The organism is Flavobacterium sp., assembly GCF_046296355.1.
Taxonomy (GTDB): Bacteria; Bacteroidota; Bacteroidia; order Flavobacteriales; family Flavobacteriaceae; genus Flavobacterium.
This window is the reverse complement of sequence record NZ_JBKBLM010000001.1, coordinates 4,367-31,129: the sequence shown is the minus strand read 5'-3', so window position 1 is coordinate 31,129 and position 26,763 is coordinate 4,367. Positions and strand designations below refer to the sequence as shown.

The 26,763-nt window shown below is 38.4% G+C and carries 24 protein-coding genes; 8 read left to right on the top strand and 16 right to left on the bottom strand.

Annotated features, from left to right (window positions below; all coding sequences use genetic code 11):
• Window positions 1–12: 12 nt before the first annotated feature.
• The 5 genes from ACK4HO_RS00140 to ACK4HO_RS00120 all read right to left on the bottom strand — a co-directional run bounded on the left by ACK4HO_RS00140 (window position 13) and on the right by ACK4HO_RS00120 (window position 5,419).
• Entirely contained in the window at window positions 13–258 is a 246-nt protein-coding gene (locus ACK4HO_RS00140) for a CBU_0592 family membrane protein (RefSeq protein WP_409660828.1), read from the bottom strand.
• Entirely contained in the window at window positions 255–1,058 is an 804-nt protein-coding gene (locus ACK4HO_RS00135) for an SDR family oxidoreductase (RefSeq protein ID WP_409660825.1), read from the bottom strand. Before ACK4HO_RS00135 ends, ACK4HO_RS00140 begins: the two co-directional genes overlap by 4 nt.
• Window positions 1,058–3,445, bottom strand: a complete 2,388-nt coding sequence (locus ACK4HO_RS00130; RefSeq protein ID WP_409660822.1) for a M28 family peptidase — start codon at window positions 3,443–3,445, stop codon at window positions 1,058–1,060. The genes ACK4HO_RS00135 and ACK4HO_RS00130 overlap by 1 nt, the downstream gene beginning before the upstream one ends.
• Window positions 3,446–3,520: 75 nt before the next feature.
• A complete protein-coding gene (locus ACK4HO_RS00125; RefSeq protein ID WP_409660819.1) occupies window positions 3,521–3,871 on the bottom strand; it encodes a hypothetical protein in 351 nt (116 codons plus the stop codon).
• 21 nt (window positions 3,872–3,892) lie between these two features.
• Window positions 3,893–5,419, bottom strand: coding sequence for a GNAT family N-acetyltransferase (locus ACK4HO_RS00120; protein ID WP_409660816.1), 1,527 nt, complete (start codon window positions 5,417–5,419; stop codon window positions 3,893–3,895).
• Window positions 5,420–5,612: 193 nt separating this feature from the next.
• Between ACK4HO_RS00120 and ACK4HO_RS00115 the strand changes: the two genes are divergently transcribed.
• The 3 genes from ACK4HO_RS00115 to ACK4HO_RS00105 all read left to right on the top strand — a co-directional run bounded on the left by ACK4HO_RS00115 (window position 5,613) and on the right by ACK4HO_RS00105 (window position 7,083).
• A complete protein-coding gene (locus tag ACK4HO_RS00115; RefSeq protein ID WP_409660813.1) occupies window positions 5,613–5,945 on the top strand; it encodes a single-stranded DNA-binding protein in 333 nt (110 codons plus the stop codon).
• An 82-nt stretch (window positions 5,946–6,027) separates the two neighbouring features.
• Window positions 6,028–6,468 (top strand): HRDC domain-containing protein, encoded by a 441-nt coding sequence (locus tag ACK4HO_RS00110; protein ID WP_409660811.1) that lies wholly within the window; start codon window positions 6,028–6,030, stop codon window positions 6,466–6,468.
• Between the two features lie 186 nt (window positions 6,469–6,654).
• Window positions 6,655–7,083, top strand: a complete 429-nt coding sequence (locus tag ACK4HO_RS00105; protein ID WP_409660810.1) for a hypothetical protein — start codon at window positions 6,655–6,657, stop codon at window positions 7,081–7,083.
• Window positions 7,084–7,331: 248 nt separating this feature from the next.
• On the opposite strand, the gene ACK4HO_RS00100 is transcribed toward ACK4HO_RS00105, so the two are convergent.
• The 4 genes from ACK4HO_RS00100 to metG are packed head-to-tail and all read right to left on the bottom strand — an operon-like array spanning window position 7,332 to window position 11,264.
• Window positions 7,332–7,853 carry a ferritin gene (locus ACK4HO_RS00100; RefSeq protein ID WP_409660807.1) on the bottom strand — a complete coding sequence of 174 codons (522 nt, stop codon included), beginning with the start codon at window positions 7,851–7,853 and terminating at the stop codon, window positions 7,332–7,334.
• Window positions 7,854–7,881: 28 nt separating this feature from the next.
• Window positions 7,882–8,505 (bottom strand): CatA-like O-acetyltransferase, encoded by a 624-nt coding sequence (locus tag ACK4HO_RS00095; protein ID WP_409660805.1) that lies wholly within the window; start codon window positions 8,503–8,505, stop codon window positions 7,882–7,884.
• Window position 8,506: 1 nt separating this feature from the next.
• On the bottom strand, window positions 8,507–9,196 hold the full coding sequence (locus ACK4HO_RS00090) for an HAD family hydrolase (RefSeq protein WP_409660802.1): 690 nt from the start codon (window positions 9,194–9,196) through the stop codon (window positions 8,507–8,509).
• Window positions 9,197–9,206: 10 nt separating this feature from the next.
• The gene (metG, locus tag ACK4HO_RS00085) at window positions 9,207–11,264 is read right to left on the bottom strand and encodes a methionine--tRNA ligase (protein ID WP_409661823.1); all 2,058 of its coding nucleotides are present in this window, start codon (window positions 11,262–11,264) and stop codon (window positions 9,207–9,209) included.
• 166 nt (window positions 11,265–11,430) lie between these two features.
• On the opposite strand from metG, the gene ACK4HO_RS00080 reads away from it, so the two are divergent.
• The 3 genes from ACK4HO_RS00080 (at window position 11,431) to ACK4HO_RS00070 (ending at window position 14,953) form a co-directional block, all read left to right on the top strand.
• Window positions 11,431–12,327: an LD-carboxypeptidase gene (locus ACK4HO_RS00080; protein WP_409660800.1), complete on the top strand. Its 897-nt coding sequence runs from the start codon at window positions 11,431–11,433 to the stop codon at window positions 12,325–12,327.
• Window positions 12,327–12,686, top strand: a complete 360-nt coding sequence (locus tag ACK4HO_RS00075; protein WP_409660797.1) for a YraN family protein — start codon at window positions 12,327–12,329, stop codon at window positions 12,684–12,686. The genes ACK4HO_RS00080 and ACK4HO_RS00075 overlap by 1 nt, the downstream gene beginning before the upstream one ends.
• Before the next feature lie 92 nt (window positions 12,687–12,778).
• Window positions 12,779–14,953 carry a M12 family metallo-peptidase gene (locus ACK4HO_RS00070; RefSeq protein WP_409660794.1) on the top strand — a complete coding sequence of 725 codons (2,175 nt, stop codon included), beginning with the start codon at window positions 12,779–12,781 and terminating at the stop codon, window positions 14,951–14,953.
• A 51-nt stretch (window positions 14,954–15,004) separates the two neighbouring features.
• Here the strand turns inward: ACK4HO_RS00070 and mfd are convergent, their stop codons facing one another.
• Both mfd and ACK4HO_RS00060 read right to left on the bottom strand, forming a co-directional pair.
• Complete coding sequence (gene mfd / locus ACK4HO_RS00065) at window positions 15,005–18,367, bottom strand: transcription-repair coupling factor (RefSeq protein WP_409660792.1); 3,363 nt, start codon at window positions 18,365–18,367, stop codon at window positions 15,005–15,007.
• Window positions 18,368–18,370: 3 nt separating this feature from the next.
• A complete protein-coding gene (locus ACK4HO_RS00060) occupies window positions 18,371–18,994 on the bottom strand; it encodes a hypothetical protein (RefSeq protein WP_409660789.1) in 624 nt (207 codons plus the stop codon).
• 190 nt (window positions 18,995–19,184) lie between these two features.
• On the opposite strand from ACK4HO_RS00060, the gene ACK4HO_RS00055 reads away from it, so the two are divergent.
• Window positions 19,185–20,123 (top strand): L-threonine 3-dehydrogenase, encoded by a 939-nt coding sequence (locus ACK4HO_RS00055; protein WP_409660786.1) that lies wholly within the window; start codon window positions 19,185–19,187, stop codon window positions 20,121–20,123.
• A 51-nt stretch (window positions 20,124–20,174) separates the two neighbouring features.
• Here the strand turns inward: ACK4HO_RS00055 and ACK4HO_RS00050 are convergent, their stop codons facing one another.
• The 3 genes from ACK4HO_RS00050 to ACK4HO_RS00040 form a co-directional block, all read right to left on the bottom strand.
• Window positions 20,175–20,759, bottom strand: a complete 585-nt coding sequence (locus ACK4HO_RS00050) for a hypothetical protein (RefSeq protein WP_409660783.1) — start codon at window positions 20,757–20,759, stop codon at window positions 20,175–20,177.
• Between the two features lie 18 nt (window positions 20,760–20,777).
• Window positions 20,778–21,215, bottom strand: coding sequence for a hypothetical protein (locus ACK4HO_RS00045; protein WP_409660781.1), 438 nt, complete (start codon window positions 21,213–21,215; stop codon window positions 20,778–20,780).
• A gap of 386 nt (window positions 21,216–21,601) precedes the next feature.
• Window positions 21,602–22,126 carry a nuclear transport factor 2 family protein gene (locus ACK4HO_RS00040; RefSeq protein WP_409660778.1) on the bottom strand — a complete coding sequence of 175 codons (525 nt, stop codon included), beginning with the start codon at window positions 22,124–22,126 and terminating at the stop codon, window positions 21,602–21,604.
• A gap of 109 nt (window positions 22,127–22,235) precedes the next feature.
• Between ACK4HO_RS00040 and ACK4HO_RS00035 the strand changes: the two genes are divergently transcribed.
• Entirely contained in the window at window positions 22,236–23,831 is a 1,596-nt protein-coding gene (locus ACK4HO_RS00035) for a murein L,D-transpeptidase (RefSeq protein ID WP_409660775.1), read from the top strand.
• A gap of 66 nt (window positions 23,832–23,897) precedes the next feature.
• Here the strand turns inward: ACK4HO_RS00035 and ACK4HO_RS00030 are convergent, their stop codons facing one another.
• Entirely contained in the window at window positions 23,898–25,235 is a 1,338-nt protein-coding gene (locus ACK4HO_RS00030; RefSeq protein ID WP_409660772.1) for an ammonium transporter, read from the bottom strand.
• A 233-nt stretch (window positions 25,236–25,468) separates the two neighbouring features.
• A complete protein-coding gene (locus ACK4HO_RS00025) occupies window positions 25,469–26,413 on the bottom strand; it encodes a hypothetical protein (protein ID WP_409660769.1) in 945 nt (314 codons plus the stop codon).
• Window positions 26,414–26,763 lie beyond the last annotated feature (350 nt).

The following is a 26,763-nucleotide window of genomic DNA, read 5'->3' as shown; positions in this document are numbered from 1 at the left end:
TAAAACCTCAAGTTAAGCTTGGGGTTTTTTTATGCTTTTCATTAAGCCGATTACGCTCACTATAGCCCAAGTGCCTTCGAGAATTATAAAAGGCCAAAAGCTGATTAGTACAGAAGCAAAACAGGCAATACTCGCACCAACTATATTCATAATATAAAACAAAATCCCCTCTTTTTTAATCCAAGAAAAGATGTTTAAAAAATAGGCGAGAAGGATTAATCCAACCCCGATGGTTCCAATAAGGTCATTAGTATTCATAAGGTTTTGTTTTGAAAGGTGTAACCCAAAACGGTTGCGATTTTATCACTTAAAATCGTTTTACCAACAGAACGTTTGCTTTCGTTAAACTCCGGCAATGATAATCCTAATGCTGCTGCTTTTTGAGTGTAGTAGTCTTTTCGGGTTGGGTGAAATGGCGTTACAGCATTAAAGGTTTCGCCAAAAAAATCTTGTTCAATAATACTTTCAATGATTCCGATACAATCTATTTGATGAATCAGGTTGATTGGTGCTTCCGGGTTTTCAATGTCTTGTCTTCCGGCTAAAAAACGAATCGGATGTCGGTCTTCGCCAATCAATCCGCCGAAACGAACGATGGTTGTTTTAAAGTTGGAATTACTTTGTAAAATTTGCTCAGCTTCCAATAATTGTTTGCCGCTTTCGGTATCGGGTTGAGGTATTGATTCTTCTGTGACGATAGAATTTTCATCGGTATAAACCGAAGTCGAACTCACAAAGATTATTCTTTGAATGCCTGATTTTTCTATAAAGGGAAGGAGCGTTTTTATTTTGGCTACAAAATTTTCAGATGCATTGCCTCTTAATTTAGGCGGAATATCAATGATTAAGATTTCGGAATTGGATAGAAAAGAATCCATTTCTCCGCTAATTTCTTTTTCCGATAAAGCAATTTGGAAAGCATCAATTCCGGCGTTTTGCAACACGGAAACTTTCTCCAAAGAAGTTGTCGAGCCTTTTACGGAAAACCTTTTCGCTATTAATGATTTGGCCAAAGGCAAACCCAACCAACCGCAACCTAAAATGCTGATGTTTTTCATTATCGTAAACTGTCAGCTGCAACTATTAAACTATCTCTTTGCGTTGATGATCCAATCGGATAAGGTTTCGGATTGTTTTCTTGCGGTGGTGAAGCTTTTATTTTTTGGCGAATAATCACCGCATCGTTTAAAACAAAAGGCGTCGGAATCATCCAGGCTTTTCTTGGGGTAATGCCAAACAACGGATTGCTCATCAAATCAAACGAACTTTCGACCAAGCTCAAATCCAGTTTTTGATTGGCAGGAATAGAGAAATTCAATTCCAAAGGAAGATTATCAACCACATAATAGGTCAACAGTTTGCCCCCGATTTTGCTCGAAATATTGCTCTTAAAATCAATCGATTTCACTCCATTTGCCCTGAAATTATTCACGGTTAAACTATTATTATTGAAAATATCATAACGGTTTACTTTTCGATTGGGTGTGATTCTGATTCGGTACAAACGTTGGTTGCCTTGCACAGTATCGCGCAGGAATTCAATCGTTGGTTCGGTTATATTTTTGATTGGCGCCGATGCCATAAAAGTATATTGAGAACCGTATTTGCTGTATAATTTATTGGTGTTTAATGCCTCACCACTTTTCGGATTTTCGCCTAAATAACTTTTTGTCCATTCGTCTAAATTGATATCGTAAGTCGCCCAATACGCTTTGTTTTTATCGGCATCTAAAATATAAACCAAGCTGTTCGGTTTGGCTTTGCCATAAGTATAGCCCGAACCTTGATGCGCTTTGATGAATAATCCAATCGAAACTAAAAAGAAAACCAAGGACCAAATGCCTTTTCGTGGAAACGAACCAAAAACAGGCAACAATAAAGTAAAAGCTAAAACAGTTAAAATGGCACTACCATACATCATTTTCAATCCTAAACCAACCGGAAACATTTGGACAAAAGGGACAATGATGATTAGTGTCGGAATTGACAACAAGCAATTGACAAACCAGTTTGACTTTTGTGTCAACACAAAAACTCCCAACATTAAAGCGCTAGAAAGCACCGGAATTATCAAAAATCCTGCTCCGGGTAATTGTAAAGCAATGCCAATATTTATGAGTAGCCAAATGAATAACGGTGCAATCATTTGATTCATTTCGGGATTGCGTTTGCCGTTGTTTTGGTAAAACAAAAAACAAATCGACAAGGACAAACTCACAAAAGCATAAATATAATCGTGACCGTTATAAGTAAATCCGTGAAGTAGGTCTTGGTATTCGGGATAGAAATTCAGGAACAATTTCCAACCGACATAAGTCACCAAACCGGCGGTAATCAATGAACCCAAAAGCGGAATAAAGCCTTTAATAACTTCATCCATACGCAACACATGCTTGCCCATTCCGATAAATAGGAACAACAAAACCAATCCAAATCCGATAATAACCATCGGTAAAATCCACCCAAAAGGATAACTCAAAAATCCAAAAGGAACACTGAAATAGACTTTGTCATCGGTGGAATTCAGGTTTTTCAAATCGGCATTCGCAAAATATTTGAGCAACGGAACCAAATACGTTCCTTGATGTGCCAGCGTTTTTGGATCTAAATGTTCAAATTTATCCTGCGAAGTATGGTAATTGAAATGACTATCGATAAAGGCAAAATTGAACCCTTGAATTTTCCCTTCTTCTCTAAAAACCGTTAAATCAGTATCATTCGGCAACATTTTATAAATGCTGTACATCAACGAATTCGAAACCGGATATTGCGCCTTGCCATTGCTGAAAGCCTCGACCATTTTGGCATTGCCTTCATTGGTTTCCATCAACATATAACTCGGTCCGGAAGAACCGCGGGCTTCAAAATTTAAAACTAAACCGACTTCTTTTGCCCATTTATGTTGCGTTACAAAAAGTGCAGCGCCATTTAATCCCAATTCTTCCGCATCACTAAAAAGAATTATAATATCGTTTTTGTGTGGGTTTTTGTTGTGCAGAAAAGACCGAACACTTTCAATAATAGTCGCGACTCCGGAAGCATCATCACTCGCGCCATGCGAAAACGAATGTGGTGCACTGTCATAATGGGAAAGTAATACTAAAGATTTTGTATTGGCAGTTCCTTTAATTTTGGCCAAAATATTTTTCGACTTCACCAAAGTGCCTTTTTCGGTCATCGAAAAACCTTCTTGCAAAGATGTTTCTAAACCTAGATTTCGCAATTCTTTTAGCAAATATTGGGCAACCACTTCATGGTTCTTAGAACCAACATAATGTGGTTTTACACTCATTGCCTTAACGGTTTGCAAAGCTCTTGTTGTAGAAAATTCGGAAAGTGGCGCTTCGGTTTCGTCGTAGCCTTGTGGCATCATAAAGTAAAATACGCCTGAAATAACAGCTACTAAAAAGAGAAAGCTCAGCAGTGATGGTTGGTTGTTTTTCATTCTTGGCCAGTTGTTTGTACGGAATAAGAAATACAAATTCAAGCTATATTTCTCCTCTTGCACTTGGTAAATTTACTAAATATCTTTTTTAACCAATACATAAAAATCATGTTCTAATGGCATATAACCTTGGTCATATACAAAAAAGTACGTATTTCCGGTTTTGGTATTCAAGATATTGGTCAAATAGTCAAAGTCGAAACCCTTACTTAACAGTTTAGTCTTGGTTGTTTTTGTCTTGCCTTCCACATTCAACTCCGAAAGAATTCGGTAATTTTTGCGCAACTTGTTGTTGGTGTTCCGCATGTAATTCGTGCTGTCTTTGTTGATTTTGTTGTTGTAGGCATTACGACAACCATCGCTGCAGAACTTTTTGTCCTCGCGACCTACAATCTTATCGCCACATTCTAAACAGGTTTTGTCCATAAGAATTCTTTTAAGGGAACATTATTTCAATTTTTTAATCTGATACAAATCGTGTCTTCGGTCTTTCAGAATTCTAACGCTCCCATGTTCGTGCAGTTTTTTTAGTAAATCCAAGTCAACATCAACAATTAAGGTCATTTCTGTATTGGGAGTCGCTTCTGCTTTAACGCCATTGCTTGGAAAGGCAAAATCAGAGGGCGTAAAAACGGCTGTTTGTGCATATTGGATGTCCATGTTGTTTACTTTCGGTAAATTTCCAACGCATCCTGCGATGGCCACATAACATTCGTTTTCAATAGCTCGGGCTTGGGCACAAAGTTTTACACGTGTATAGCCATTTTGAGTATCGGTAAGGAATGGAACAAATAAAATCTCCATGCCTTGGTCTGACATTAATCGAGATAATTCGGGAAACTCCACATCATAACAAATCATGATGCCAATTTTTCCACAGTCGGTATCAAAGGTTTTGATTTCTGATCCGCCTTTCATCCCCCAATATTGCACTTCGTTTGGCGTGATATGAATTTTGGTATACATTTCATAAGTTCCATCTCTTTTGCACAAAAAGCCAACATTGTACAGAACACCATCTTCCAGATAAGGCATGCTTCCCGTAATGATGTTAATGTTGTATGAAATGGCCAGTTCTTGAAATCTTTTGCGAATCGGTTCACTGTAATTGGCTATTTCTCGGATGGCATCTGCTTCTGATAAATGATTAAAATCGGCCATTAAAGGCGCAATAAAAAGCTCCGGGAAAAGCGCAAAATCACTTCCGTAACCTGAAACAACATCGATAAAAAATTCTGATTGTTCAAAAAGCGCTTCCAAATTGGCTAGCGGACGCATTTGCCATTGTACTAAACCAATTCGAACAACACTTTTTCGGGTATTGATTAGTTTTGGACTTTTATCATAATAAATGTTGTTCCACTCTAGTAAAACGGCAAATTCCTTAGAACTCTTGTCTCCTTCAAGATAATTTTGCATTATTTTGATTACGTGAAAGTCATTGCTTAGTTGAAAGGAAAGTACAGGGTCATAAATTTCTTTTTGTCTTACTTTATCAATGTATATTTTTGGCGTAATCTCGTCAGAGTATTTGGTATAATTCGGAATTCGGCCAGCAAACATAATGGCTTTCAGGTTTAATTGTTCGCACAATTCTTTTCGGGTGTCATACAATCGACGACCCAAACGTAAACCCCTGTATTTTGGATGAATGAAAACATCAATGCCATACAACACATCACCCAAAGAATCGTGTGTTGAAAAAGTGTAATTTCCCGTAATGTCAGCGTAATTGTGATTTCTTATGGCTGTATCCTCATTTACAATTAACGAAAGTGCAGAACCGACCACTTTACCATCAACCAAAATCACCAATTGACCTTCGGGGAATATAGTCAAAAGTTTGTTGATATGATGTTCTTTCCAATAGGCATTATCCAGCTCTTTGTAAGCTTCCATCATGGATTTTTTTAATTCTTTATAATCTTCGATACGTAAATTTCGTAGCTCAACTTTGTTTATTTCAGTTTGCATAAAACGCTAATTTTGATAAAGGTAGACAAATTAATTTCCATTTACAAACGGTTACAAATAATTACAACCGAAAGTAAACGGTAAGAAACCGACTATCTTTTCTAAACTATCACAACTTTGCCTCGTCGAAAACCAACAACGGTTAGCTGACAAGAGTAATTCAAAAAACAATAACATTTAAATTTTAAACGCCATGAATGCAATGAAAAACAGAGTACAGTTAATCGGTCATGTAGGACAAGAACCGGAAGTAAAAACCTTCGATGGAGGAAAAAAAGTAGCCAACATCACGATTGCTACTAACGATTATTACACCAACGACAAAGGTGAAAAAGTAGAAAACACCGAATGGCACAAAGTAGTCGCTTGGGGCAAAACTGCCGAAATCATCGAAAAGTATGTCACCAAAGGCAAAGAAATTGCCATCGACGGTAAATTAACCCACAGAAGTTATGACGACAAAGACGGCACCAAACGTTACGTTACTGAAGTGGTTGTCAATGACCTTTTGTTGTTAGGTAAATAAATGCGTTCCCTTTGAATTCCTCATTCTGAAATATTCGGAATGGGGAATTTCGACGGGTTGTCACATTAAAATAACAACTGACATGAACATCAAAGTATTTAATATTCGTTTGGCAAAGGAGTTTTGCCAAGACGATCAGGTCAAGATGAATGCCTTTTTGGATAGCGTAGAAGTCAAATTAACTTCCACCAATTTCGTAACAACCGGTTCAGCAGATTACTGGTCTGCAGTAGTGTTTTATTCGCCAAAAACGGTGAAGAGTCCAAAACCCGAGAATAAGATTTCGGAAGAGGAATTGTCGCCTCAAGAAACTAAAATTTTCAACGCTTTAAGATTATGGAGAAACGATTTGGCCCAAAAATTAGATTGGTCTTCTTTTAGAATCTGTCACAATTCCCATTTAATTGCGGTGGCAAAATCCAATCCACAAACGTTGGAAGATTTAGAACAAGTTCATGGCTTTGGCAAAGCCAGAACAGAAAAGTATGGAGAGGATATTTTGGCGGTGCTTAATGCACTTTAAATTAGGTTTTGGATAGAAAGCGGCAAAGTGGGAACTTTGCCGCTTTTGATTTCTGATTTCGTAATAATTTAACTCAAAAAATATAAAGTTGTCAACACGAAAACGTTTTCGTTGAGAATATAAAAACAAAACTGGCTTTTGGTTGGATTATTTAATTATATTTAATTGTCAAATCCAACCAAAACCATGCAAAAATTAAAATTTATATTGATTTTAATTACAGCCACTTGCGCTGTCAATTTTGGTTTTGCCCAAGTTGGAATTAATACAGACCAACCATTGAGTACCCTAGACATTAATGGAAATTTATCGCTTAAAACGGTTACACTTACCGGAAGTGGTTCGGCCACGCTAATCAATGATGGCGTTTATATTTCTATTAATCCACAAGCGACAGATCAAGAATTTCAATTGCCCAATCCGGTAACTTATCCGGGAAGAGTTTATATCATTAGAAATATTAATAATACCATAACAGCCAAGTTAACTTCTGCCGCCGGACTGTTATTTCCAAAAGGCTCTACTACCGGAAGTGCTGAAATTTACATGTGGGAAGGCAACAGAAGAAGTGTAATAGTCATTAGTGATGGTTCTAACTGGACCTACTTTGATTAAACAAAAAACTTCAACTAGTGAAGGCTTTTTACTTTATTTAGTTTTTTCAGCAAATCAAACATCGGACACCTTTTGCATCGTTTGTCTTCAGCTTTTTTGAATTTTTCACAACATTCCGACTTACAGTTTTCGGCTATCTTATGGGTTTTAAGGAGTAGTTTTTTATGCTTTTTTTCCTTGTCTTTAGTCTTATTTTTTTCTTTCTTGCTCACCTTGCTACATTTATAATAAGTACGGACTAAACCTGTTTACGGTTTTGTATTCAAAGAAACCGAACTGGTAACTACCAATTGTTGAATGTCGCGGTCAAACAAATACAAACCACCACGGTCTTCACCAATCAAATTGATTTTGTCTAAAATGGTTTTGGCCTGTGCTTCTTCTTCTATTTGCTCAGCCACATACCATTGCAAGAAATTGTGCGTAGCATAATCTTTTTCACCTAAAGTGATGTGAACCAATTCGTTGATTGAGTTGGAAACAAACAACTCGTGTTGGTACAATTCTTCAAACATTTCTTTGAATGTTCCGAATTTTGTTTTGGGTGCTTTTAATTCAGTAATCGCCGCATTCGAACCTCTTTCATTTACATATTTAACTAACTTCAACATGTGCTGACGTTCTTCATCTGATTGGGCAAACATAAATTGGGCAACACCTTCAAGTCCTTGAACTTCAGCCCAGCAAGCCATTGATAGATAAATTTGTGATGATTCCGCCTCAATGCGAATTTGGTTGTTTAACGCTTTTTCGATATTAATTTGTAGCATAATTTTCTTTTTTGGTAAAGTTAAAAAATTAATCGTTTAACAACTCTTGAAGTAAAGTTAAAAATTGGCCAACGTGGAAACCATCAACTAGTCCGTGATGTACGTGAACTGAAATTGCCATAGATTTTTTGCCGTTTTCCTCAACCATTTTGCCATAGGAAACCTTAGGACAACTGTCCGGCCAGCTAAAACTTCTTGCATGGGAATAGGAAGTAAAATCAACCCAAGGCACAGCCGAAAAATGAATTAAATTAATCTCAAAATCACGGGTAATTAAACCGGTAGTGGTTTGAATTCTGGCGATTTCTTTTCGGGTGATTTCTGCAAAGGTGTTTAAGTGTTTGTTGTATTCCATTAAAGAAAATCCAAAGGTTTTGTCTTCCCGCAAAATCGTTGCCGAAGCATCAATTTGGTCAAAAATATAAACTTCATTGTCAATAATTCGGTAACGAAAATTCTCTACGGCATTGACAGCAACTAAGGTTTTGTGCAAATAATAAGTAAAAAAAGAAATGCCCAATTCCTTAGCTTTTGCATAGGCTTTGGTACAATCCACTCGGGTTGTTATGCCAAAAAAGGGTACTTCCATTTGCTTAAAAAAAAGAAAATGCTCTTTTCGGTTCCAAGTATCGAGGTTTAATTTATGTTTCAATTTATTTCAATAAAATGGGCAGTACTTCAGTAATTCTTTCTAAAGCGGTAAAGTTTGGATGTTCCACTTTGTGACTGATTTTTTCATGTTCCCAAGTCGTATGAAACGGAATATGAACGGCATAACCGCCAATGTTCAAAACCGGTAAAACATCTGATTTCAAAGAATTGCCAATCATAAAAAATTCGTCAGCCATGATTTCCAATCGTTTTAACAAGTCTTCATAATCCTTCTCTTTTTTGTCCGACATCACTTCAATATGGTGAAAATAATGGCCCAAACCTGAGTTGTGTAATTTTCTTCTTTGGTCCAATAAATCGCCTTTAGTCGCGACAACCAACTTATATTTACCGTTCAAAGCCGCCAAAGTTTCTTCAACGCCATCTAATAATTCGATAGGTTTTTGAAGCAATTCTTTTCCGTATTCGGTAATCTTTTCAATGGTTTCGATGGAAATGGTATTGTTGGAAATTTTCATCGCCGCTTCAATCATCGAAAGAATATAGCCTTTGATTCCGTAACCGTATAGTTCTAAATTGGCAATCTCGGTTTTGAATAATTCCTGTGACAAACCTTGATGCGACAAATAATCGCTCATTAAAGCACAGAATTTTTCTTCCGTTTCCTGAAAATACGGTTCGTTGACAAACAAAGTGTCATCGGCATCGAAAGCGATTACTTTTAAGTTCATTGTTTTTAATTTAACTAATCAAAGCACCATTATCCACACCTTCCGCATCCGGATTTACGAAAACTAATTTGCCTTCTTTGTCATTGGTCATCAAAATCATCCCTTGACTTTCTACACCACGCAACGCTCTTGGCGCTAAGTTTACTAAAACCGTCACACGTTTTCCAACGACTTCATCCGGAGAAAAATGCTCTGCAATGCCGGAAACTATGGTACGAACGTCAATTCCGGTATCGACTTTTAGAACTAAAAGTTTATTCGCTTTCGGCATTTTTTCAGCTTCCAAAATCGTTCCGACACGCAAATCTAATTTGGCAAAATCTTCAAAAGTTGATGTTGGTTTTTGTGGTTCGGTTACTTGGTTTTCCATAACATTCGCTTTTTTGGTCGCTTCAAGTTTGTCAATTTGTTTTTGGATTTCGGCATCCTCAATTTGGGCAAATAAGATTTCGGCTTCGCCAATTTGGTGACCAGCCACAATTAATTCAGAAGTTTCGGTAACCGAATTCCAACTTAAGCTATCCAATTTTAAAATCTTCGATAATTTACCTGATGTAAAAGGTAAAAACGGTTCGGACAAAACTTGTAAAGCAGCCGCAATTTGCAAGGCAACATACATTTGGGTTTGTACGCGTTCCGGATTGGTTTTCACCATTTTCCAAGGTTCTTCGTCGGCTAAATATTTATTTCCGAGTCGGGCTACATTCATCAATTCACCTTGTGCTTCTCTGAAACGGTAACGCTCAATCGAACTCGAAATTACTGCAGGATAAGCTTTTAATTCGGCTAAAGTTTGTAAGTCGACTTCTGAAAATTCATTCGGTGACGGAACGATTCCGTTGTAATATTTATTAGTTAAAACCACAACTCTATTGATGAAGTTGCCAAAAATCGCTGCCAATTCGTTGTTATTCCTCGCCTGAAAATCTTTCCAAGTAAAGTCGTTGTCTTTGGTTTCGGGAGCATTTGCGGTTAATGCATAACGCAATACATCTTGCTTCTCGGGGAAATCGATTAGGTATTCGTGTAACCAAACCGCCCAGTTTTTCGAAGTCGATAATTTATTGCCTTCTAAATTCAAGAATTCATTCGCCGGAACATTATCGGGTAAAATAAAACTGCCTTCTGCTTTTAACATCGCCGGGAAAATGATACAATGGAAAACAATATTGTCTTTTCCGATGAAGTGAACCAATTTGGTATCATCCTTTTTCCAATAATCTTCCCAGTTTTTCCCTTCGCGGGCAGCCCATTCTTTGGTAGAAGAAATGTAGCCAATCGGAGCGTCAAACCAAACATATAGCTTTTTGCCTTCCGCACCTTCAACGGGAACATCGATTCCCCAATCTAGGTCACGCGTTACCGCACGAGGTTTCAAACCGTCATCTAACCATGATTTTACTTGACCTAAAACATTTGTTTTCCAATCTTTGGCATGACCAACCAAGATCCATTCTTTTAAGAAATCATCGTATCGGTCCAAAGGTAAAAACCAGTGTTTGGTTGATTTCAAAATAGGCGTTTCACCTGTAATTGTAGATTTTGGATTGATTAAATCTGTTGCGTTTAAAGTTGAACCACAACGTTCACATTGGTCACCATAAGCTTCCGGGTTTTCGCATCTCGGACAAGTTCCCGTTACGAAACGATCGGCTAAAAATTGGTCCGCTTTGGCATCGTATAATTGTTCGGTTATTTCTTCGATGAAGTCGCCGTTGTCGTATAATTTTCTGAAAAATTCAGAAGCAGTATCGTGATGAATCTTAGAGGATGTTCTAGAATAATTGTCGAATGAAATTCCGAAATCAATAAAAGACTTACGGATAATCCCATCGTATTTGTCAATCACTTGTTGCGGTGTAATGCCTTCTTTTTTGGCTTTCATCGAAATGGCCACACCGTGTTCATCGCTTCCGCAAATAAAAGCCACGTCTTTTCCTTGTAATCTTAAATAGCGCGCATAAATGTCTGAAGGCACATAAACGCCGGCCAAATGACCGATGTGAATGGGTCCATTCGTATAAGGTAAAGCTGCGGTAATGGTATATCTTTTTGGGTTTTCTAACATATTCTTTGAAATAGAGAGCAAAAATAACTTTTTAGCCACGAAATCCCGAATTAATTTTGGGATTTGTTTACTTTTGGTACAGCCAATTTACAATCATTTTTGATTCATGCGAATCCTTTTAATCTTAGTTTCACTAATTACCATTTCCTCTTATTCCCAAAAAAAGATGATTACACCACCATATCTCCAAAAAGGCGACACGATTGCCATCGTTTCAACAGCTCGAAAAAACATAGACGATAATTTAAAACCGACGGTTGACATGCTCGAAGGTTGGGGTTTGAAAGTCAAAATAGGCAACACTATTGGTTTAGATTATTACCAATTGGCCGGAACAACAGAACAGCGCACAGCCGATTTTCAAGCCCAAATGGACAATCCGAATATCAAAGCCATTTGGTGCGTTCGCGGCGGTTATGGTACCGTAAAGATTATTGATAATTTAGATTTCACTAAGTTTAAAGAAAACCCGAAATGGATAATCGGTTTTAGCGATGTGACCGTTTTGCATAGTCATTTGAACCGAATGGGCATTGAATCGTTGCATGCGATTATGCCGGTGAGTGTAGCCCGAGCAACCGATGAAGCGAAAAATTCCTTATGCACCGCTTTGTTTGGCGAGAAATTGCAATACACTTTGGATTGTGATGCTTTGAATCACATAGGCAAAGCCAAAGGCGAATTGGTAGGCGGAAACCTTTCGATTTTGTATAGTTTGTTGGGTTCAGAATCCGCCATAGATTGTAATGATAAAATCCTTTTTATTGAAGATTTAGATGAATATTTATACCACATCGACCGCATGATGATGAACTTGAAACGCAACGGTTGTTTGAGTAGTTTGAAAGGAATTATTGTTGGCGGTATGACCGATATGAAAGATAATGATATTCCATGGGGAAGAAATGCTTTAGAAATTATTGAAGACACTGTAAAAGGATTAAATATTCCTATCATTTATAATTTTCCGGCCGGACATATCAGAGACAATCGCGCGTTGATTTTTGGTCGACAAGTTTCGATGGAAGTCACAACAGAAAATAGTAAAGTAGTTTTTGAATAATGGCAGAACACAACGAACTAGGTAAATTTGGAGAAGAATTGGCGGTAGAATTTCTGCAACAGAACGGCTATGCCATTTTGGAAACCAATTGGACTTTTCAAAAAGCCGAGATTGATATCATTGCTCAAAAAGAAAACACTTTAGCCGTTGTTGAAGTTAAAACCCGTTCTTCCATTGAGTTTGGCCTGCCGCAAGATTTTGTTAAACCCAAGAAAATCCAACTCTTGGTGAAAGCCGTAAATGAATATGTCATTTCAAATGATTTGGATGTCGAGATCAGATTTGACATCGTTGCCATTTATAAACAAGAAAATAATTATAAAGTTGAACACATAGAAGACGCTTTTTATCATTTTTAAAAAAGAAATTCTTAAAACATTAAAGATTAAGTAATTATTAAGTGAATTTCAATAACTTTAGCCCCATCAAAAAATTAACAACTCCATACCATATGAAGAAAGTTCTACTTTTAGCTGTTTTTTTAATAGCAACCTCAGTTAGTGCTCAAAATAGAATAGCTCAAGAAATCGGCAAAATGCAAAAATTAAACGCCAATTTTAAACCTGTTTCTGTGCTTACGCCTTTACAAAACAATGTCAATAATGAAGTAAATAAAGTAGTCGAAGAAGCTACATTGGCTACATTGGACATAACCAAAATGAATGAAATTGTAACCAATCAGTACGGAACGATTGACTTAACCATTCCATACAAAGGACAACAAATTTCGATTTTGTTGTATAAGGTTAACCCTTTTGCAGAAGGATTTCAGGTGGATACCGACAAGGGAAAAAATTTTCCTTACCAAAGCGGTGTGTACTACAGAGGAATAATCAATGGGGATTCTAACTCAGTGTCTTCTTTTAACTTTTTCAATGGAGAATTCAACGGTATTTTTTCGAGTTCGGAATTCGGAAATGTGGTAGTGGGAAAATTAGACAAAGCCAATAATCAAACCGATTATATTGTATACTCTGATGCTAAAATGAGCGTTACAAACGATTGGGATTGTCATGTTAAAGAGGAAGGATTCGAATTAACGGAGTCAAGCACCACTGCAAGAGATGCGAATACCGTGAAATGTGTTACGATGTATTTTGAAGTCGATTATACTTTGTATGTGCAAAACAGCAGTAATGTTACCACCACAACCAATTGGATGACTTCCGTTTACAATAATGTTCAAACTTTATTTAACAATGACGGCATCACTACTGCTTTAAAATCCATTTTTGTCTGGACAACGGTTGACCCATACAGCTCTATGCCTTCGGGTTCAACTTCGGGAGATTATTTAGGAACCTTTGCGCAAAATAGACCGGTTTTTAATGGTGATGTTGGAATGTTGGTAGGAATTGATCCGGGTGGATTGGGTGGCGTTGCTTATTTAAATTCGGTTTGCGGTCAATCAAATTATGCCTATTCGGATGTGAATTTCAGCTATGCTACCGTACCAACTTATTCTTGGACAGTACAAGTAATGACACACGAATTTGGTCATTCATTAGGGTCGCCACACACACACGGTTGTTATTGGAACGGAAATAATACGTCTATTGACGGTTGCGGGCAGCAAGCCGGCTATAGCGAAGGAACATGTGCTCAAGGACCAATTCCGACAACTACAGTGAAAGGAACCATTATGAGTTATTGTCATTTGGTTTCAGGAGTTGGGATAAGCTTTGCCAACGGATTCGGACCACAACCGACAACTTTAATTACCAATACCGTAAACGGGAAAAGTTGTTTGAGTTCAGATTGTATCAACACCTGTATTAATACGGTTGCTGAAGTTTTGGTCAATAACATTTCAGAAACATCAGCGGTTATAACTTGGAACGATTTGAACACGGGTCAAACCTCGTGGCAAATTTCAGTCACATTAATTGGCGCTGCGTCTTCTTGGCAAACGGTGAATACTAATAGTTATACAGTGACTAATTTGGCACCTAACACTTATTATGATTTTCGAGTAAGACCTATTTGTACGGGCATTACGCCTGTTTTTGAAAGAACAATTTTTGCTTCTGCCGGAGATTATTGCGGTGGTATGCTATTTACGGATTCCGGCGGCCAATTTGATGAGCATTCTAATATGGAATCGTTTACAAGAACGATGATTCCGAATCAGCCAAACCAAATGTTAAGAGCAATATTTACTTCCTTTGAATTGGAATTGGATTATGATTATTTATACATTTATGACGGACCAAATGAGACTTATCCTGAGTTTTTCTCCGGAGGCTATACAGGAACTAATTCACCGGGAACTATTATTTCATCAGCTCCTGATGGTTCTTTGACTTTTAAATTTTTCTCTGATCAATACATTACTGCTCCGGGTTGGCAAGCTAATATTACCTGTTTACAATCGCTTGGTGTTGGTGAAAGTAATTATATTGATTACACTTATTATCCTAATCCAACCAACGGAAATGTATCAATTTCTTCTAAAGACCCAATAACAGAAGTTACGGTTTACAATGTTCAAGGGCAATTGTTATTCGAGCAAAAAATTAATGAAATGAACACTAATGTTGACCTATCTGCTTTCGCCGGAGGAACATATTTCTTCAAACTGAAAATCAATGGTGTTGAAGCCAATTTCAAAGTTTTGAAAATGTAATTACCACAGAGTTATATATAAATGAAAAGCCACTCAAATCGAGTGGCTTTTTTATTTCTTCATCAATTCCATAAACTCTAAAGCTCGGGAAATAGATTTTACGTTTTCAAAAGTGAGGAGTAATCGCAAACCGTTTTTGGTTTCTTTCTCTTTCATTTTACAAATGTTGCCATGTTGTTGTACAAACTGTAACATGTGTCTGAATTGCATCGAATTGTAATAAGCCGATTGTTGGTCAGATACAAAATAACCGATCAGTTTGCCTTGTTTCATAACGATTCTTTCGATGCCCATTTGCGTTGCAATCCATTTGATGCGAATGCTGTTCAACAACGCTTTGGCTTCTTTTGGTAACGCTCCAAAACGGTCAATGAGTTTATTTTCGTAAGCAATTAATCCGGCTTCGTCTTTTATGGTTCCTAATTCATTATACAAATTCAAACGTTCTGAAATGTTGTTGATGTATTCGTCAGGGAATAATAATTCGAAGTCGGTGTCGATTTGTAAATCTTTGACGTATTCTTTGTTTTCGTCTTCGTTTTCTTCGCTGTACAAGTCTTTGAATTCGTTTTCTTTCAACTCTTCAATGGCTTCGTTCATGATTTTTTGATAGGTTTCAAAGCCAATTTCGTTGATAAAACCGCTTTGTTCACCGCCTAATAAATCTCCGGCACCGCGAATCTCTAAATCTTTCATCGCAATATTGAATCCGCTTCCCAATTCGCTGAATTGTTCCAAAGCCTGAATGCGTTTGCGGGCATCTTCCGTCATGGCTGAGTATGGCGGACAAATGAAATAACAGAACGCTTTTTTATTGCTACGGCCAACTCTTCCTCGCATTTGATGCAAATCAGACAGTCCGAAATTATTGGCATTGTTGATAAAAATCGTATTGGCATTCGGCACATCCAAACCACTTTCAATAATCGTTGTTGCGACTAGTACATCAAAATCACCATTCATAAAACCGAGCATTAGTTCTTCCAACTTCGTGCCTTCCATTTGACCGTGACCAATACCAACACGCGCATCAGGAACCAATCTTTGAATCATGCCGGCAATTTCCTTGATATTCTCGATTCTATTATTGATGAAAAACACTTGTCCGTTTCGCTGAATTTCATACGAAATCGCATCGCGAATTAATTCTTCATTAAACCCAACCACTTGCGATTCGATTGGATAACGATTCGGCGGCGCAGTTGTAATTACGGATAAATCTCGTGCTGCCATCAATGAAAACTGTAAAGTTCTCGGAATAGGCGTGGCGGTTAAAGTCAGCGTATCGACATTTGCAGCGATGGTTTTGAGTTTGTCTTTGACGTTGACACCAAACTTTTGCTCTTCGTCTACAATCAGCAAACCTAAATCTTTAAAGACTACATTTTTGTTGACCAATTGGTGTGTGCCAATGATAATATCCAATTTTCCGGAAGCTAATTCTTCCAAAGTTTGTGCTTTTTGTTTTGCGGTTCTGAATCGGTTGAGATAACCCACGCGAACCGGCATTTCTTTTAATCTTTCTGTAAAGGTTCGATAATGTTGGTAAGCCAAAATGGTCGTTGGTACCAAAACAGCGACTTGCTTGCTATTATCTACCGCTTTGAATGCCGCACGAATAGCCACTTCCGTTTTTCCGAAACCTACATCGCCACAAACCAACCTATCCATTGGACGGTCTTTTTCCATATCGGCTTTGACGTCTTGCGTGGCGGTGATTTGGTCGGGTGTATCTTCGTAAATGAACGAGCTTTCTAATTCTTTTTGCAAATAACTATCAGGCGCAAATTGGAATCCTTTTTCCAATCTTCGCTTGGCGTATAATTGGATTAAGTTGAACGCGATATGTTTGACACGTGCTTTGGTTTTTTGTTTTAAAACTTTCCAAGCATTCGATCCGAGTTTGTAAATCTTCGGCGGCGTGCCGTCTTTTCCGTTGTATTTCGAAATTTTATGTAGCGAATGAATACTGACGTAAACAATGTCGTTGTCGGCGTAAACGAGTTTAATCGCTTCTTGTGTTTTGCCTTCGACTTGAATTTTTTGAAGTCCACCAAACTTCCCGATGCCGTGGTCAATATGCGTTACATAATCGCCAACGGATAGCGAATTCAGTTCTTTTAGCGTCAGTGTTTGCTTTTTAGAATACCCGTTTTTGATAGTGAATTTGTGGTAACGCTCAAAAATTTGATGGTCGGTGTAACAGGCAATTTGGTTTTCTTCATCGATGAAACCTTGGTACAAAGAGGAAACTATTGTATGGTATTGCTTGCGGATATTCTCGTGGTTTTCTTCGTCTAAACTTTCAAAAATATCGTGAAAGCGATTCGCCTGACCTTCATTGGCACAATACAAATAATTGGTGTAGCCGTTGAAATGATTGTCGCTCAAATTGTTCAACAGCAAATCAAATTGCTTGTTAAACGAGGGCTGAGGTTGTATGTGAAACTCGAAAGTTTTAGTCGTTTTGAATAATGGTTTGTTGGACAATTCAACAATAGAAAAATCCAACGCTTTGCGCAAAAAGCCTTCTTGGTTTAAGAACAGATGTTCCGGCGAAGCGTGTTTGACGTCTTTTGATAGTTTGTCAAAAGTTTCTATAGCTTTGCCAAAAAGTTTGTCGAGTTGAGCGGTTAAAAACTCTGTATTTTCAATACACAACACGGTTTTATCGCTTATGTAATCGAGGAAACTTTCGCGGTTTTCTTTGATGAATTTATTTTCTAAATTCGGGATGATGGTAATCTTGGTTTGCTTTTCTACTGAGAGTTGGGTTGCCACATCAAACGTTCGTATGCTATCAACTTCATTCCCAAAAAATTCTATACGATACGGATTGTCATTGGAAAACGAAAACACATCTAAGATTCCGCCACGAACTGAGAATTCTCCCGGTTCGGTGATAAAATCTACGCGTTTGAATTCGTATTCGAATAAGACTTCGTTGATAAAATCTATCGAAACATTATCGCCTACTGCAACCTTTAAAGTGTTTTTGTCTAGTTCTTTTCGCGTCACTACTTTTTCAAAAAGTGCTTCGGGATAAGTTACAATAACGGCGGGTTTTTTGCGGGAATTGATTCGGTTTAAGACTTCGGAACGCAATAATACATTGGCGTTATCGGTTTCTTCAATTTGGTACGGACGGCGATACGAACTCGGATAAAACAGCACGTCATTGGCACCAATCATTTGTTCCAAATCGTTGAGGTAGTAAGCGGCTTCTTCCTTTTCGTTGAGAATAAGTAAAAATGGTTTTTCACTTTTTTTAAAAATCGCTTGAAACACAAACGACAGCGACGAACCCAAAAGTCCTTTCAGCTGAATTTTAGCCAAAGGAGTCTCCAGACTGTCTGCTATTTGCTTGACTTTCGCCGAGTGAAAGTAACTGTTGTATAAAGAGTTTTGGCTCAAAGCTTACTTAACGGAATTTAGTACTTTAGGTTTGGATGGAATAGCGCGCGTGGTGTCTAACATGCGTAACATATCGTTTTCGCCTTCTTCAATTTTAATGTTGCTTTTGCGGGTAATTTCATCGAGTTGGAACTGTAAAGAAGCCACTTCGGTGTTGATTTCTTGTACCAATTTTACAATTTGTGTATCGGGAATCTGTTGCAAATTGATGTAAAGATTGATGGAATTTATCTTAGTGTTTATCGCAGCAATTCTGCTTTTTACTTCGGGAACGGCGAATTTTACGGGGATGTTGTTGTTTAAATCGGCCGCTTTTTTGGAAAGTGTTCTCGCTTTTTGTTTGAAAGCACCGATACTGCTTTTGGGCTTTTGACCTAATTCATTTAAGAACAAGCGCCATTCTGTCCAGTTGTTGGTCAATGAACCGGCCGTTAGATTGACAGGTCTACTGTTGAAGTTCCAACCTTTGCTGATGTTGTTAAAAATCACTTCTTGCTTCTTGGCTTCTTTCTCATGTTCTAAGATGCGAATCTTTGGGTCTTCCTGACAGGACACGAGCGTCAGCGAACTGGCGAAGCAAACCAAACACAGCAGCATTAAAACCAAAGTAGAAAAACGGATCTTCATTAAAATCAATTTAAGTCGTAAAGGTACAAAGGTAAAAGGAAACTTCATTATGAAGTAGTTAAACGGATTATAATTTTGTTAAAAAAGAACGCCGCTTTTAGGTAATGAAACATTTCTTAAAACTGTATCTTTGCAGGACACTCGAGCATAGCGACTGCATGGTACGAGTGGAATAAAACACACAAACTAAATGAGTACAAAAATCCTAATTATTGGTGCTTGCGGACAAATCGGAACCGAGCTGACCAAAAAACTAAGAGGCATTTACGGCGTTGACAATGTAGTGGCTTCCGACATCCGAAAACTGAATATTGATATCGTCAACGAGGGCATTTTTGAAGTAGTCAATGCTTTAGATTACAATCAGATTGAGCATTTAATAGAACAATACCAAATTACCGATGTGTATTTGATGGCAGCTTTGCTATCGGCAACGGCTGAAAAGAATCCGGCTTTTGCCTGGGATTTGAATATGAATTCGCTTTTTCACGTATTGAATTTGGCGAAAGCTAAAAAAATCCAAAAGATATTCTGGCCTTCAAGCATCGCGGTTTTTGGACCTACAACGCCAAGAAACAATACACCCCAGTATACCATTATGGAACCAACTACGGTTTACGGCATCAGTAAACAAACAGGGGAAAGATGGTGTGAATATTACCATAACATTTACGGTGTAGATGTACGTAGTATTCGTTATCCTGGCTTAATCAGTTGGTCGACTGAACCTGGTGGTGGAACTACAGATTATGCGGTAGACATTTACCACAAAGCTTTGAAAGACGGCAAGTATGAATGTTTCCTTTCAGAAGATACTGCTTTGCCGATGATGTATATGGATGATGCTATTCGAGCGACGGTAGAAATTATGCAAGCGCCGAGTGAAAACATCAAGATTCGTTCTTCGTATAATTTGGCCGGAGTGAGTTTTACCCCAAAAGAAATCGCTGCTGAAATCAAAAACCACATTCCTGATTTTACCATTTCTTATCAACCCGATTTCCGTCAGAAGATTGCTGACAGTTGGCCGGCTTCTATTGATGACAGTGCGGCACAAAAAGACTGGAATTGGAAGCATAAATTTGACTTAGCTTCCATGACGGTTGAGATGTTGGAAAATCTTAAATAATAAAAAAACGCTACTTTTTAGGTAGCGTTTTTTATTTAAAGGTTGTTCCAATTATTGAACAATCGGATCTCTTAGTGATTCTAATACTACTACAATATCGGCATACAATTGGGTGTCAGCGGCCACACCGTTTTGATTGGCTGCAGCTCCAACATAGCCTACAAATTTGGTGTAATTGGCATTAGTAGATGTAGTTCCCATTCTTGGGTTCAAAGCCGGATTGTGCGCCGTTACCATATCCAAACCTGAATAGGTATTTACCGCATTGGTTCCTCCTGTGTTGAAAGAGAAAAAGTCGGTAAGATTGTCGACCAAGATGGCTAAGTTGGTAGTGTTTCCGGCGGTAACTTCGCCTAAAATCGGAGCAAAGTGTGCTCCCAAATTCCCTGAGGCATTGGCTTGAACATCGGCTACGATTAAACCAACAGTAGAGTTTACTACTTTGCGGTAGCTTAAACGACCTTGTTCAATCATTTGTCCCGGATTATCGGGATCGGCAACCATAGTTGTTCCACCTAATCTCTCATAGATTGAAGGTGTTGCAGGCGGATTTGAATCATCGTCACTGCTACAAGAAGTGAAGACTATCGCTCCGAAGACTAAAGCACATAGTGCTAATTTTGAATACTTTTTCATAATGATATAATTTGAAGATTAATTAAAAATTCCTTGGATAAATTTGCTGAACTTGTATTTGTAACTGTCTTTTTTCATTACAGGACAAACTTGTTTAGCGGCCAAACTTGGCGGTAATAAAAAACGTTCGGCTTTATAATTGCCTTTAGTCATTAGCTCGTCGTATACTTTTTTGGAATCAGCGACGGTGTTGTCGTGGAAATACACTACTACATTTCTTTTAACGATGATGTCGCTTTTGACACCCGGAATACTGTGCAAATTCTTTTTGATGGCAACCGTGCTCAGGGAATCAAACGGTTGGTCAAAATCGATGCGGCTTATTTGGATGGTGGCATTTTCAACCGATCCAACCGGTTTGGCATTGGCAATGTGATAAACCAAGATGCCAAACAGCAAGAGTACTATTCCCAGTATACTCATGACTATTTTTTTAACGGTTTTGTTAATTCTCATGGTAAATTGTTTTTGTGTTTCTCTCATTTACGAGCTAAAATGATTTTTGGTTTTTATAAAAGCAAAAAAAATGTAATAACAAGAATAGAATTGGGGGTAAAATCAAAAAGCGCCACTGATACAGCGACGCTTTTCTTTAAACAAAAACAAAACTAACATGGTATTAGTATAGGTGTTGCCTTTGGCTTGGTTTTACAAGCTAATCTTTTAAAACAGGAGCAAACAGGGCTAAGTAGTAGGCCGAAAAAACTAACATTACCGTAGTTAGAATAGCCACAGCTCCAAAAAGCATGTTGATTTTTTTATTGATGTCCATAGTCATAGATTTGGGGTTCTTGTTCTCATGTACGAGAAAAGAATCACTATGGATTTACAAGAAGTGAAAATTAGTTTTTCTTTTCTCTCAGGGTCAAGATAAGTTCGTCTTCTATGGGTGCTTTGACTTCAATGACTTGGTCTATATTGTCGTTTGGGACAGTCATCGAAAGGACATAGTGTTTTATTTTCCACTTTCCTTTTACTAAAACCATTACGCCCGAACCGCGACAAATTTTCATTTGGGTATCGAGTAATTCGTCAAACCAAGCGATTTTTTTATCACTGCTGAAGTAAAGATGTCTTTCAAGTGCCGTGAAATTCCAAGCTTTTCCTTTGTCGAAATAAGGTTTGGCAAAAGCCTGAAAAGCGGGTTTGTCCCAATGTTCGGTCGCATCGGTTCCTATAAAAATAGAATCGTCAGTCATTGCGTCGAAGTAGTTTTTAAAGTTGGCTTCGGCAGCGTCTTTGTGCCAAGCATCAAGCGTTTTGTTGATTTGTTCTTTAGGGTCAACTACCGGAGTTTTGGCTTTAACTTGAGCGGTTATTGTGGTAGATGTGATTAATGCTATCAATAGGATTACTGTTTTTTTCATGATATTATGTTGTTTAGTGGTTGTTTTTTTGGTGTAGTAAATATAATACTTGCCGTTAGTTTTAAGCCATTAGTTTTTGTAATTTTATGAAAATAATTTCAAAGTTGGTATGAAAAGTAAGCAGTGGTTTGGTGGAATTCTTTTGATGATGGTTTTAGGTTTCTCTTTGACCGGTTGGTATTGCGCTAAAAAAGAAGAGGCTAAAACAGCTTCGGCGACTGATCTGAATAGTAAGTTTCGTTCGGAAGATATTGCTTTGTCGTTCGACAGCACTCAAGTAGCGGCTTTTTATGCCAAATATCCTAAGTTGGTTTTGTACCAAAAACAAGCGGTTGATTTGTATCGAAAAAACCAATACAATTACCTCTGGTATGACAAAAAGGGGCGAAAAGAAACCGCTGAAGTCATCTACAACAAACTGAACAATTTGTTTGAGGATGGTCTTTTGGCCAAAGTTCCTTACAAAGAAACATTGGACGGTATGTTCCGAAGAACAGCCTCTAAGCCTAACCTTGACGTTGAGTTGTTTTTGACCAATTACTATTTCTATTACACCAACAAAGTGCTTCAGGGGATTGATGACAGTAAAACCAATGAGTTGGGTTGGTATTTGCCCCGGAAAAAACAATCCTATGTGGCGTACTTGGATTCTTTATTAATTGACCCCAAACTGATGGACAACAAAGAGCAATTGATTGGGCAATATTATAAGCTTAAAAGTGTCTTGCAAAAATACCGTTCGATTGAAAAAAACGGTGGTTGGGAAGCGATTTCGGTACCGACTGATTTCAAGCAGCTTAAACCCGGTGACAGTTCTGAAGTAATTGTACAAATCAGAAAGCGATTGTTTTTGACCAATGACATAGCGTCGGATTCGAAGAGTAATATTTATGATGAGTCGTTGCAAGATGCCGTTTTGAGGTACAAAAAGCGCAATGGTTTTTCGGAAGATAAAAACATTACGTCTAAACACATCGATGAAATGAATGTGCCTATAAGTGACCGTATTAAAACCATCATGGTCAATATGGAGCGCTGCCGTTGGATATCGACTGATTTGACTAAAGCTAAAGAATTTATTGTGGTCAATATTCCATCGTATCGCCTGACTTATTTTAAAGAAGGGAAAGCCGCTTTGGTTTCTAATGTAGTGGTGGGAACGGCTTTGAATGAAACGGTGATTTTTAGTGGGATGATGAGTTATATTGTTTTTAGTCCGTATTGGAATGTGCCGAAAAGTATTCGGGATAAAGAGATCCTTCCGGCTATTAAAAAGAATCCGAACTATTTGTCCAAGCACAATATGGAATGGAAAGGCAATAACATCCGACAAAAACCAGGGCCGAATAATTCATTGGGTTTGGTAAAGTTTTTATTCCCGAATTCTAATAATATTTATTTGCACGATACGCCTTCAAAGAGTTTATTCAGTCAGGAAAAAAGAGCGTTTAGTCATGGTTGTATCCGTGTAGCTAAGCCGAAAGAATTGGCCAACTTGATTTTGCAAGACGACCCGAGTTGGACCCCTGAAAAAATAGAGGCAGCCATGAACGGCAAAAAAGAAAAATGGCACACTTTGAAGAATAAGATACCGGTGTATATTGGGTATTTTACCGCTTGGGTGGATGATGAAGGCGTGGTTAATTTCTACAAAGACATTTATGATAGGGACAATGCTTTGGCGAATTTGTTGTTAGAGGAATAGGTTCTCGATACTATTTCATCTCATGTGAGCCATGAGCTGAAATCACTCGAACTGACGGTAGCTTATTTAAAAAGCTTCTCCGTGTTGCGATAAATCTAAGCCCATATTTTCTGATTCTTCTGAAACGCGTATTGGGATGATGATGTTGGTTAGTTTGAATAACAAATAAGCGCCGCCAAAAGTAAATACCGATACCAAAACCAAAGCCAGCATGTGATGCCCGAAGATGTTCCAGCCGCCGTAAAGTAAACTTGCGTTTTCTCCTTTGGCAAAGATGGCTGTTAGGATCATTCCCATTATTCCGCCTACGCCGTGACAGGCAAATACGTCTAAAGTGTCGTCTATTTGTTTTAGCTTTTTCCAATAGACCATTTTGTTGGAGACTATGGCGCCTATGAATCCGAAGAAAATACTTTGCGGAATGGTTACATAACCTGCGGATGGAGTGATTACTACTAATCCGACTACTGCGCCTATACAAGCTCCGAGTGCGGATACTTTACGTCCGTTCATTCGGTCGAAGAATACCCACGATAACATAGCCGAAGCCGAGCAAATGGTAGTGGTGGCAAAGGCCATAGCCGCAGTAGCATTAGCCGCTAAAGCTGAACCGGCATTAAATCCGAACCAGCCGAACCATAACATACCGGTGCCTAATAAGACGAATGGGATGTTGGTGGGAATGTGCTCGCTGTTTTTTCTTTTGCCTAAAACTAAAACACCAGCCAAAGCTGCAAAACCCGCACTCATGTGAACGACTGTTCCACCTGCAAAATCCTTTACGCCGAAAAAGCTACCCAAGAGACCGTTTGGGTGCCAAATCATGTGGCATAAAGGCGTATAAATACAAAGGGTAAACAAACAAATAAAGAGCAAAAAGGAGATGAAACGGATGCGTTCCGCGAGGGCGCCGGTGATGATGGCCGGTGTTATTACTGCAAATTTCATTTGGAACAAAGCAAACAAAATAAAAGGTATCGAAGAAGCCATGGTCTTGTGCGGGTGCATTTCGACATAGCTAAAGAAAGCAAAATCAAATGGGTTGCCAATGATGCCATAGTGAACGCCGTTAATCGTGGGGCCAATCGGGGCGCCAAAAGAAAGCGAAAAACCAACCGTAACCCAAAGCAAACTGATTACACCAAGGCAAATAAAACTTTTAAGCATGGTGGAAATGACATTCTTTTTCCCGACCATACCGCCGTAAAAGAATGCTAAGCCCGGCGTCATTAATAAAACCAAACAAGAAGCGGTAAGTAACCAAGCCACATCGGCATAGCTGATGGTGTCAACGGCATTGAATGCGTCGTTGTTTTCGGCTAGTTTTTCGGGCCAGAATAAGCCTGAAATGGCGACTAAAGTAATGATGAGAAAAGAAACTATCCAACGCTTTTCGATTTTCATAAAAATGCAATTTTTAATACAACCCCTGTTTAAGATAGGGCAAATTTATGAAATATTATAAATTTTGAATTATAAATTTTAAATTATTGGGGGTTGCGATGAATTTTTGTATAAAAATAGAGGAATTGAAGGAGTTTTTGTGATTTTAGAAAATAACCACTTGGTTTTTGAGAAAAGTATATTGGGGTTCTCGATACATCCCGATTTCATCGGGACACTCGAACTGACGGTTCTTACTTTTTCAGAGATGCTTTTTGTAACTCTTTTAGGTCGGTGGCTTTGAAATTGGTGGCTGAGCCGGTATAGGCCGAGTAAATGATTTCACCGGTTTGGGAGTTGGTTACCGTTACGAATTTCTCGGTGGGTGTTTTGATGAATAGTAAGTAATAGAACGGTGTGGCGTTGGTTAGGATTTTATCGTTGAGTTCTGCTGTGGGCAAGACTTTATAGGTTTGGGTAAAGCCGTCGAAGATTTCTTTGTCGGTGTACTTTTTGCTTTCGTCATCAGAGTTCTTGGCGAACTTGGTTAGCACATAGTCAGGGATGAATAGCGTGGATGAGGCCATCTTTTGGAGTGCTTCTTTGTTGGCTATTTCGGTTTTGGCTAGGGTTTCGGTGCCTTTGTTTAGTAGGGAAGTTAGTTGTTGGAGGTAATTGGTTATAATGCCTGTGCCCCAGTTTTTGAAATGGCCCACGGCATCATAGTCCATTTTGTATAGGGCGCTTGGGTTGTTTTGGGCGAAGAAATCGGCGAAGAGTTCTATGGTGGCGATGGAGATTTTATCGGCTTGGTTGAAATGTCTTCTTTTCTTTGGGTCGTAGGTGTATTTGCCGTTGGTGGTCCAAAGTTCGAGATAGATTCGGGTTTCGGTGGAGGCCAAGGTGCTGTTGGAGGTAGTCATGTTGGCACCAATAGTTACAAAGCTATTGTTTGGTGCAATGTTTTTCTCTACATCGGTGTATTTGATACATTCTACTTTGGTGAGTGTATAGGCCTTTTTGATAGCATCGACGTATGTTGCTGCTTTGGGTGAAGCGGGATCTTTCATGGCGAAGTAGGTGGTGCCTTGTTTGATTTTGGCTACTTCGGCGGTGTTGGTAAGGGTGATTTGACTGAAGCTGAATAGGGGTGATAACGCTATGGCTATAAGCGTTATTAAGGTGTGTTTTGGTTTCATAAGCCGTTGGGTTGGTGAGGTAAAGTTAAAGAAATAATTATTTGGTTGGGGATAATTTGAAAATGGAACGCAGATTAAACGGATACAGGCAACACGGATAGTTACGGATTTTTTTGGATTGAAATAGAAAGGAAAAAGCACGGATTGGAAATCCGCGTCATCGGGTTAAAGCACGGATTGCAAATCCGCGCTATCGGGTTAAAGCACGGATTGCAAATCCGCGCTATCGGGTTGGTGATAATTTGAAAATGGAACGCAGATTAAACGGATACAGGCAACACGGATAGTTACGGATTTTTTTGGATTGAAATAGAAAGGAAAAAGCACGGATTGGAAATCCGCGTCATCGG

Coding starts and splice junctions, on each gene's coding strand:
- ACK4HO_RS00140 (WP_409660828.1), bottom strand. CDS start 258: ATGAATACTAATGACCTTATTGGAACCATCGGGGTTGGATTAATCCTT.
- ACK4HO_RS00135 (WP_409660825.1), bottom strand. CDS start 1,058: ATGAAAAACATCAGCATTTTAGGTTGCGGTTGGTTGGGTTTGCCTTTG.
- ACK4HO_RS00130 (WP_409660822.1), bottom strand. CDS start 3,445: ATGAAAAACAACCAACCATCACTGCTGAGCTTTCTCTTTTTAGTAGCT.
- ACK4HO_RS00125 (WP_409660819.1), bottom strand. CDS start 3,871: ATGGACAAAACCTGTTTAGAATGTGGCGATAAGATTGTAGGTCGCGAG.
- ACK4HO_RS00120 (WP_409660816.1), bottom strand. CDS start 5,419: ATGCAAACTGAAATAAACAAAGTTGAGCTACGAAATTTACGTATCGAA.
- ACK4HO_RS00115 (WP_409660813.1), top strand. CDS start 5,613: ATGAATGCAATGAAAAACAGAGTACAGTTAATCGGTCATGTAGGACAA.
- ACK4HO_RS00110 (WP_409660811.1), top strand. CDS start 6,028: ATGAACATCAAAGTATTTAATATTCGTTTGGCAAAGGAGTTTTGCCAA.
- ACK4HO_RS00105 (WP_409660810.1), top strand. CDS start 6,655: ATGCAAAAATTAAAATTTATATTGATTTTAATTACAGCCACTTGCGCT.
- ACK4HO_RS00100 (WP_409660807.1), bottom strand. CDS start 7,853: ATGCTACAAATTAATATCGAAAAAGCGTTAAACAACCAAATTCGCATT.
- ACK4HO_RS00090 (WP_409660802.1), bottom strand. CDS start 9,196: ATGAACTTAAAAGTAATCGCTTTCGATGCCGATGACACTTTGTTTGTC.
- metG (WP_409661823.1), bottom strand. CDS start 11,264: ATGTTAGAAAACCCAAAAAGATATACCATTACCGCAGCTTTACCTTAT.
- ACK4HO_RS00080 (WP_409660800.1), top strand. CDS start 11,431: ATGATTACACCACCATATCTCCAAAAAGGCGACACGATTGCCATCGTT.
- ACK4HO_RS00075 (WP_409660797.1), top strand. CDS start 12,327: ATGGCAGAACACAACGAACTAGGTAAATTTGGAGAAGAATTGGCGGTA.
- ACK4HO_RS00070 (WP_409660794.1), top strand. CDS start 12,779: ATGAAGAAAGTTCTACTTTTAGCTGTTTTTTTAATAGCAACCTCAGTT.
- ACK4HO_RS00060 (WP_409660789.1), bottom strand. CDS start 18,994: ATGAAGATCCGTTTTTCTACTTTGGTTTTAATGCTGCTGTGTTTGGTT.
- ACK4HO_RS00055 (WP_409660786.1), top strand. CDS start 19,185: ATGAGTACAAAAATCCTAATTATTGGTGCTTGCGGACAAATCGGAACC.
- ACK4HO_RS00050 (WP_409660783.1), bottom strand. CDS start 20,759: ATGAAAAAGTATTCAAAATTAGCACTATGTGCTTTAGTCTTCGGAGCG.
- ACK4HO_RS00045 (WP_409660781.1), bottom strand. CDS start 21,215: ATGAGAATTAACAAAACCGTTAAAAAAATAGTCATGAGTATACTGGGA.
- ACK4HO_RS00040 (WP_409660778.1), bottom strand. CDS start 22,126: ATGAAAAAAACAGTAATCCTATTGATAGCATTAATCACATCTACCACA.
- ACK4HO_RS00035 (WP_409660775.1), top strand. CDS start 22,236: ATGAAAAGTAAGCAGTGGTTTGGTGGAATTCTTTTGATGATGGTTTTA.
- ACK4HO_RS00030 (WP_409660772.1), bottom strand. CDS start 25,235: ATGAAAATCGAAAAGCGTTGGATAGTTTCTTTTCTCATCATTACTTTA.
- ACK4HO_RS00025 (WP_409660769.1), bottom strand. CDS start 26,413: ATGAAACCAAAACACACCTTAATAACGCTTATAGCCATAGCGTTATCA.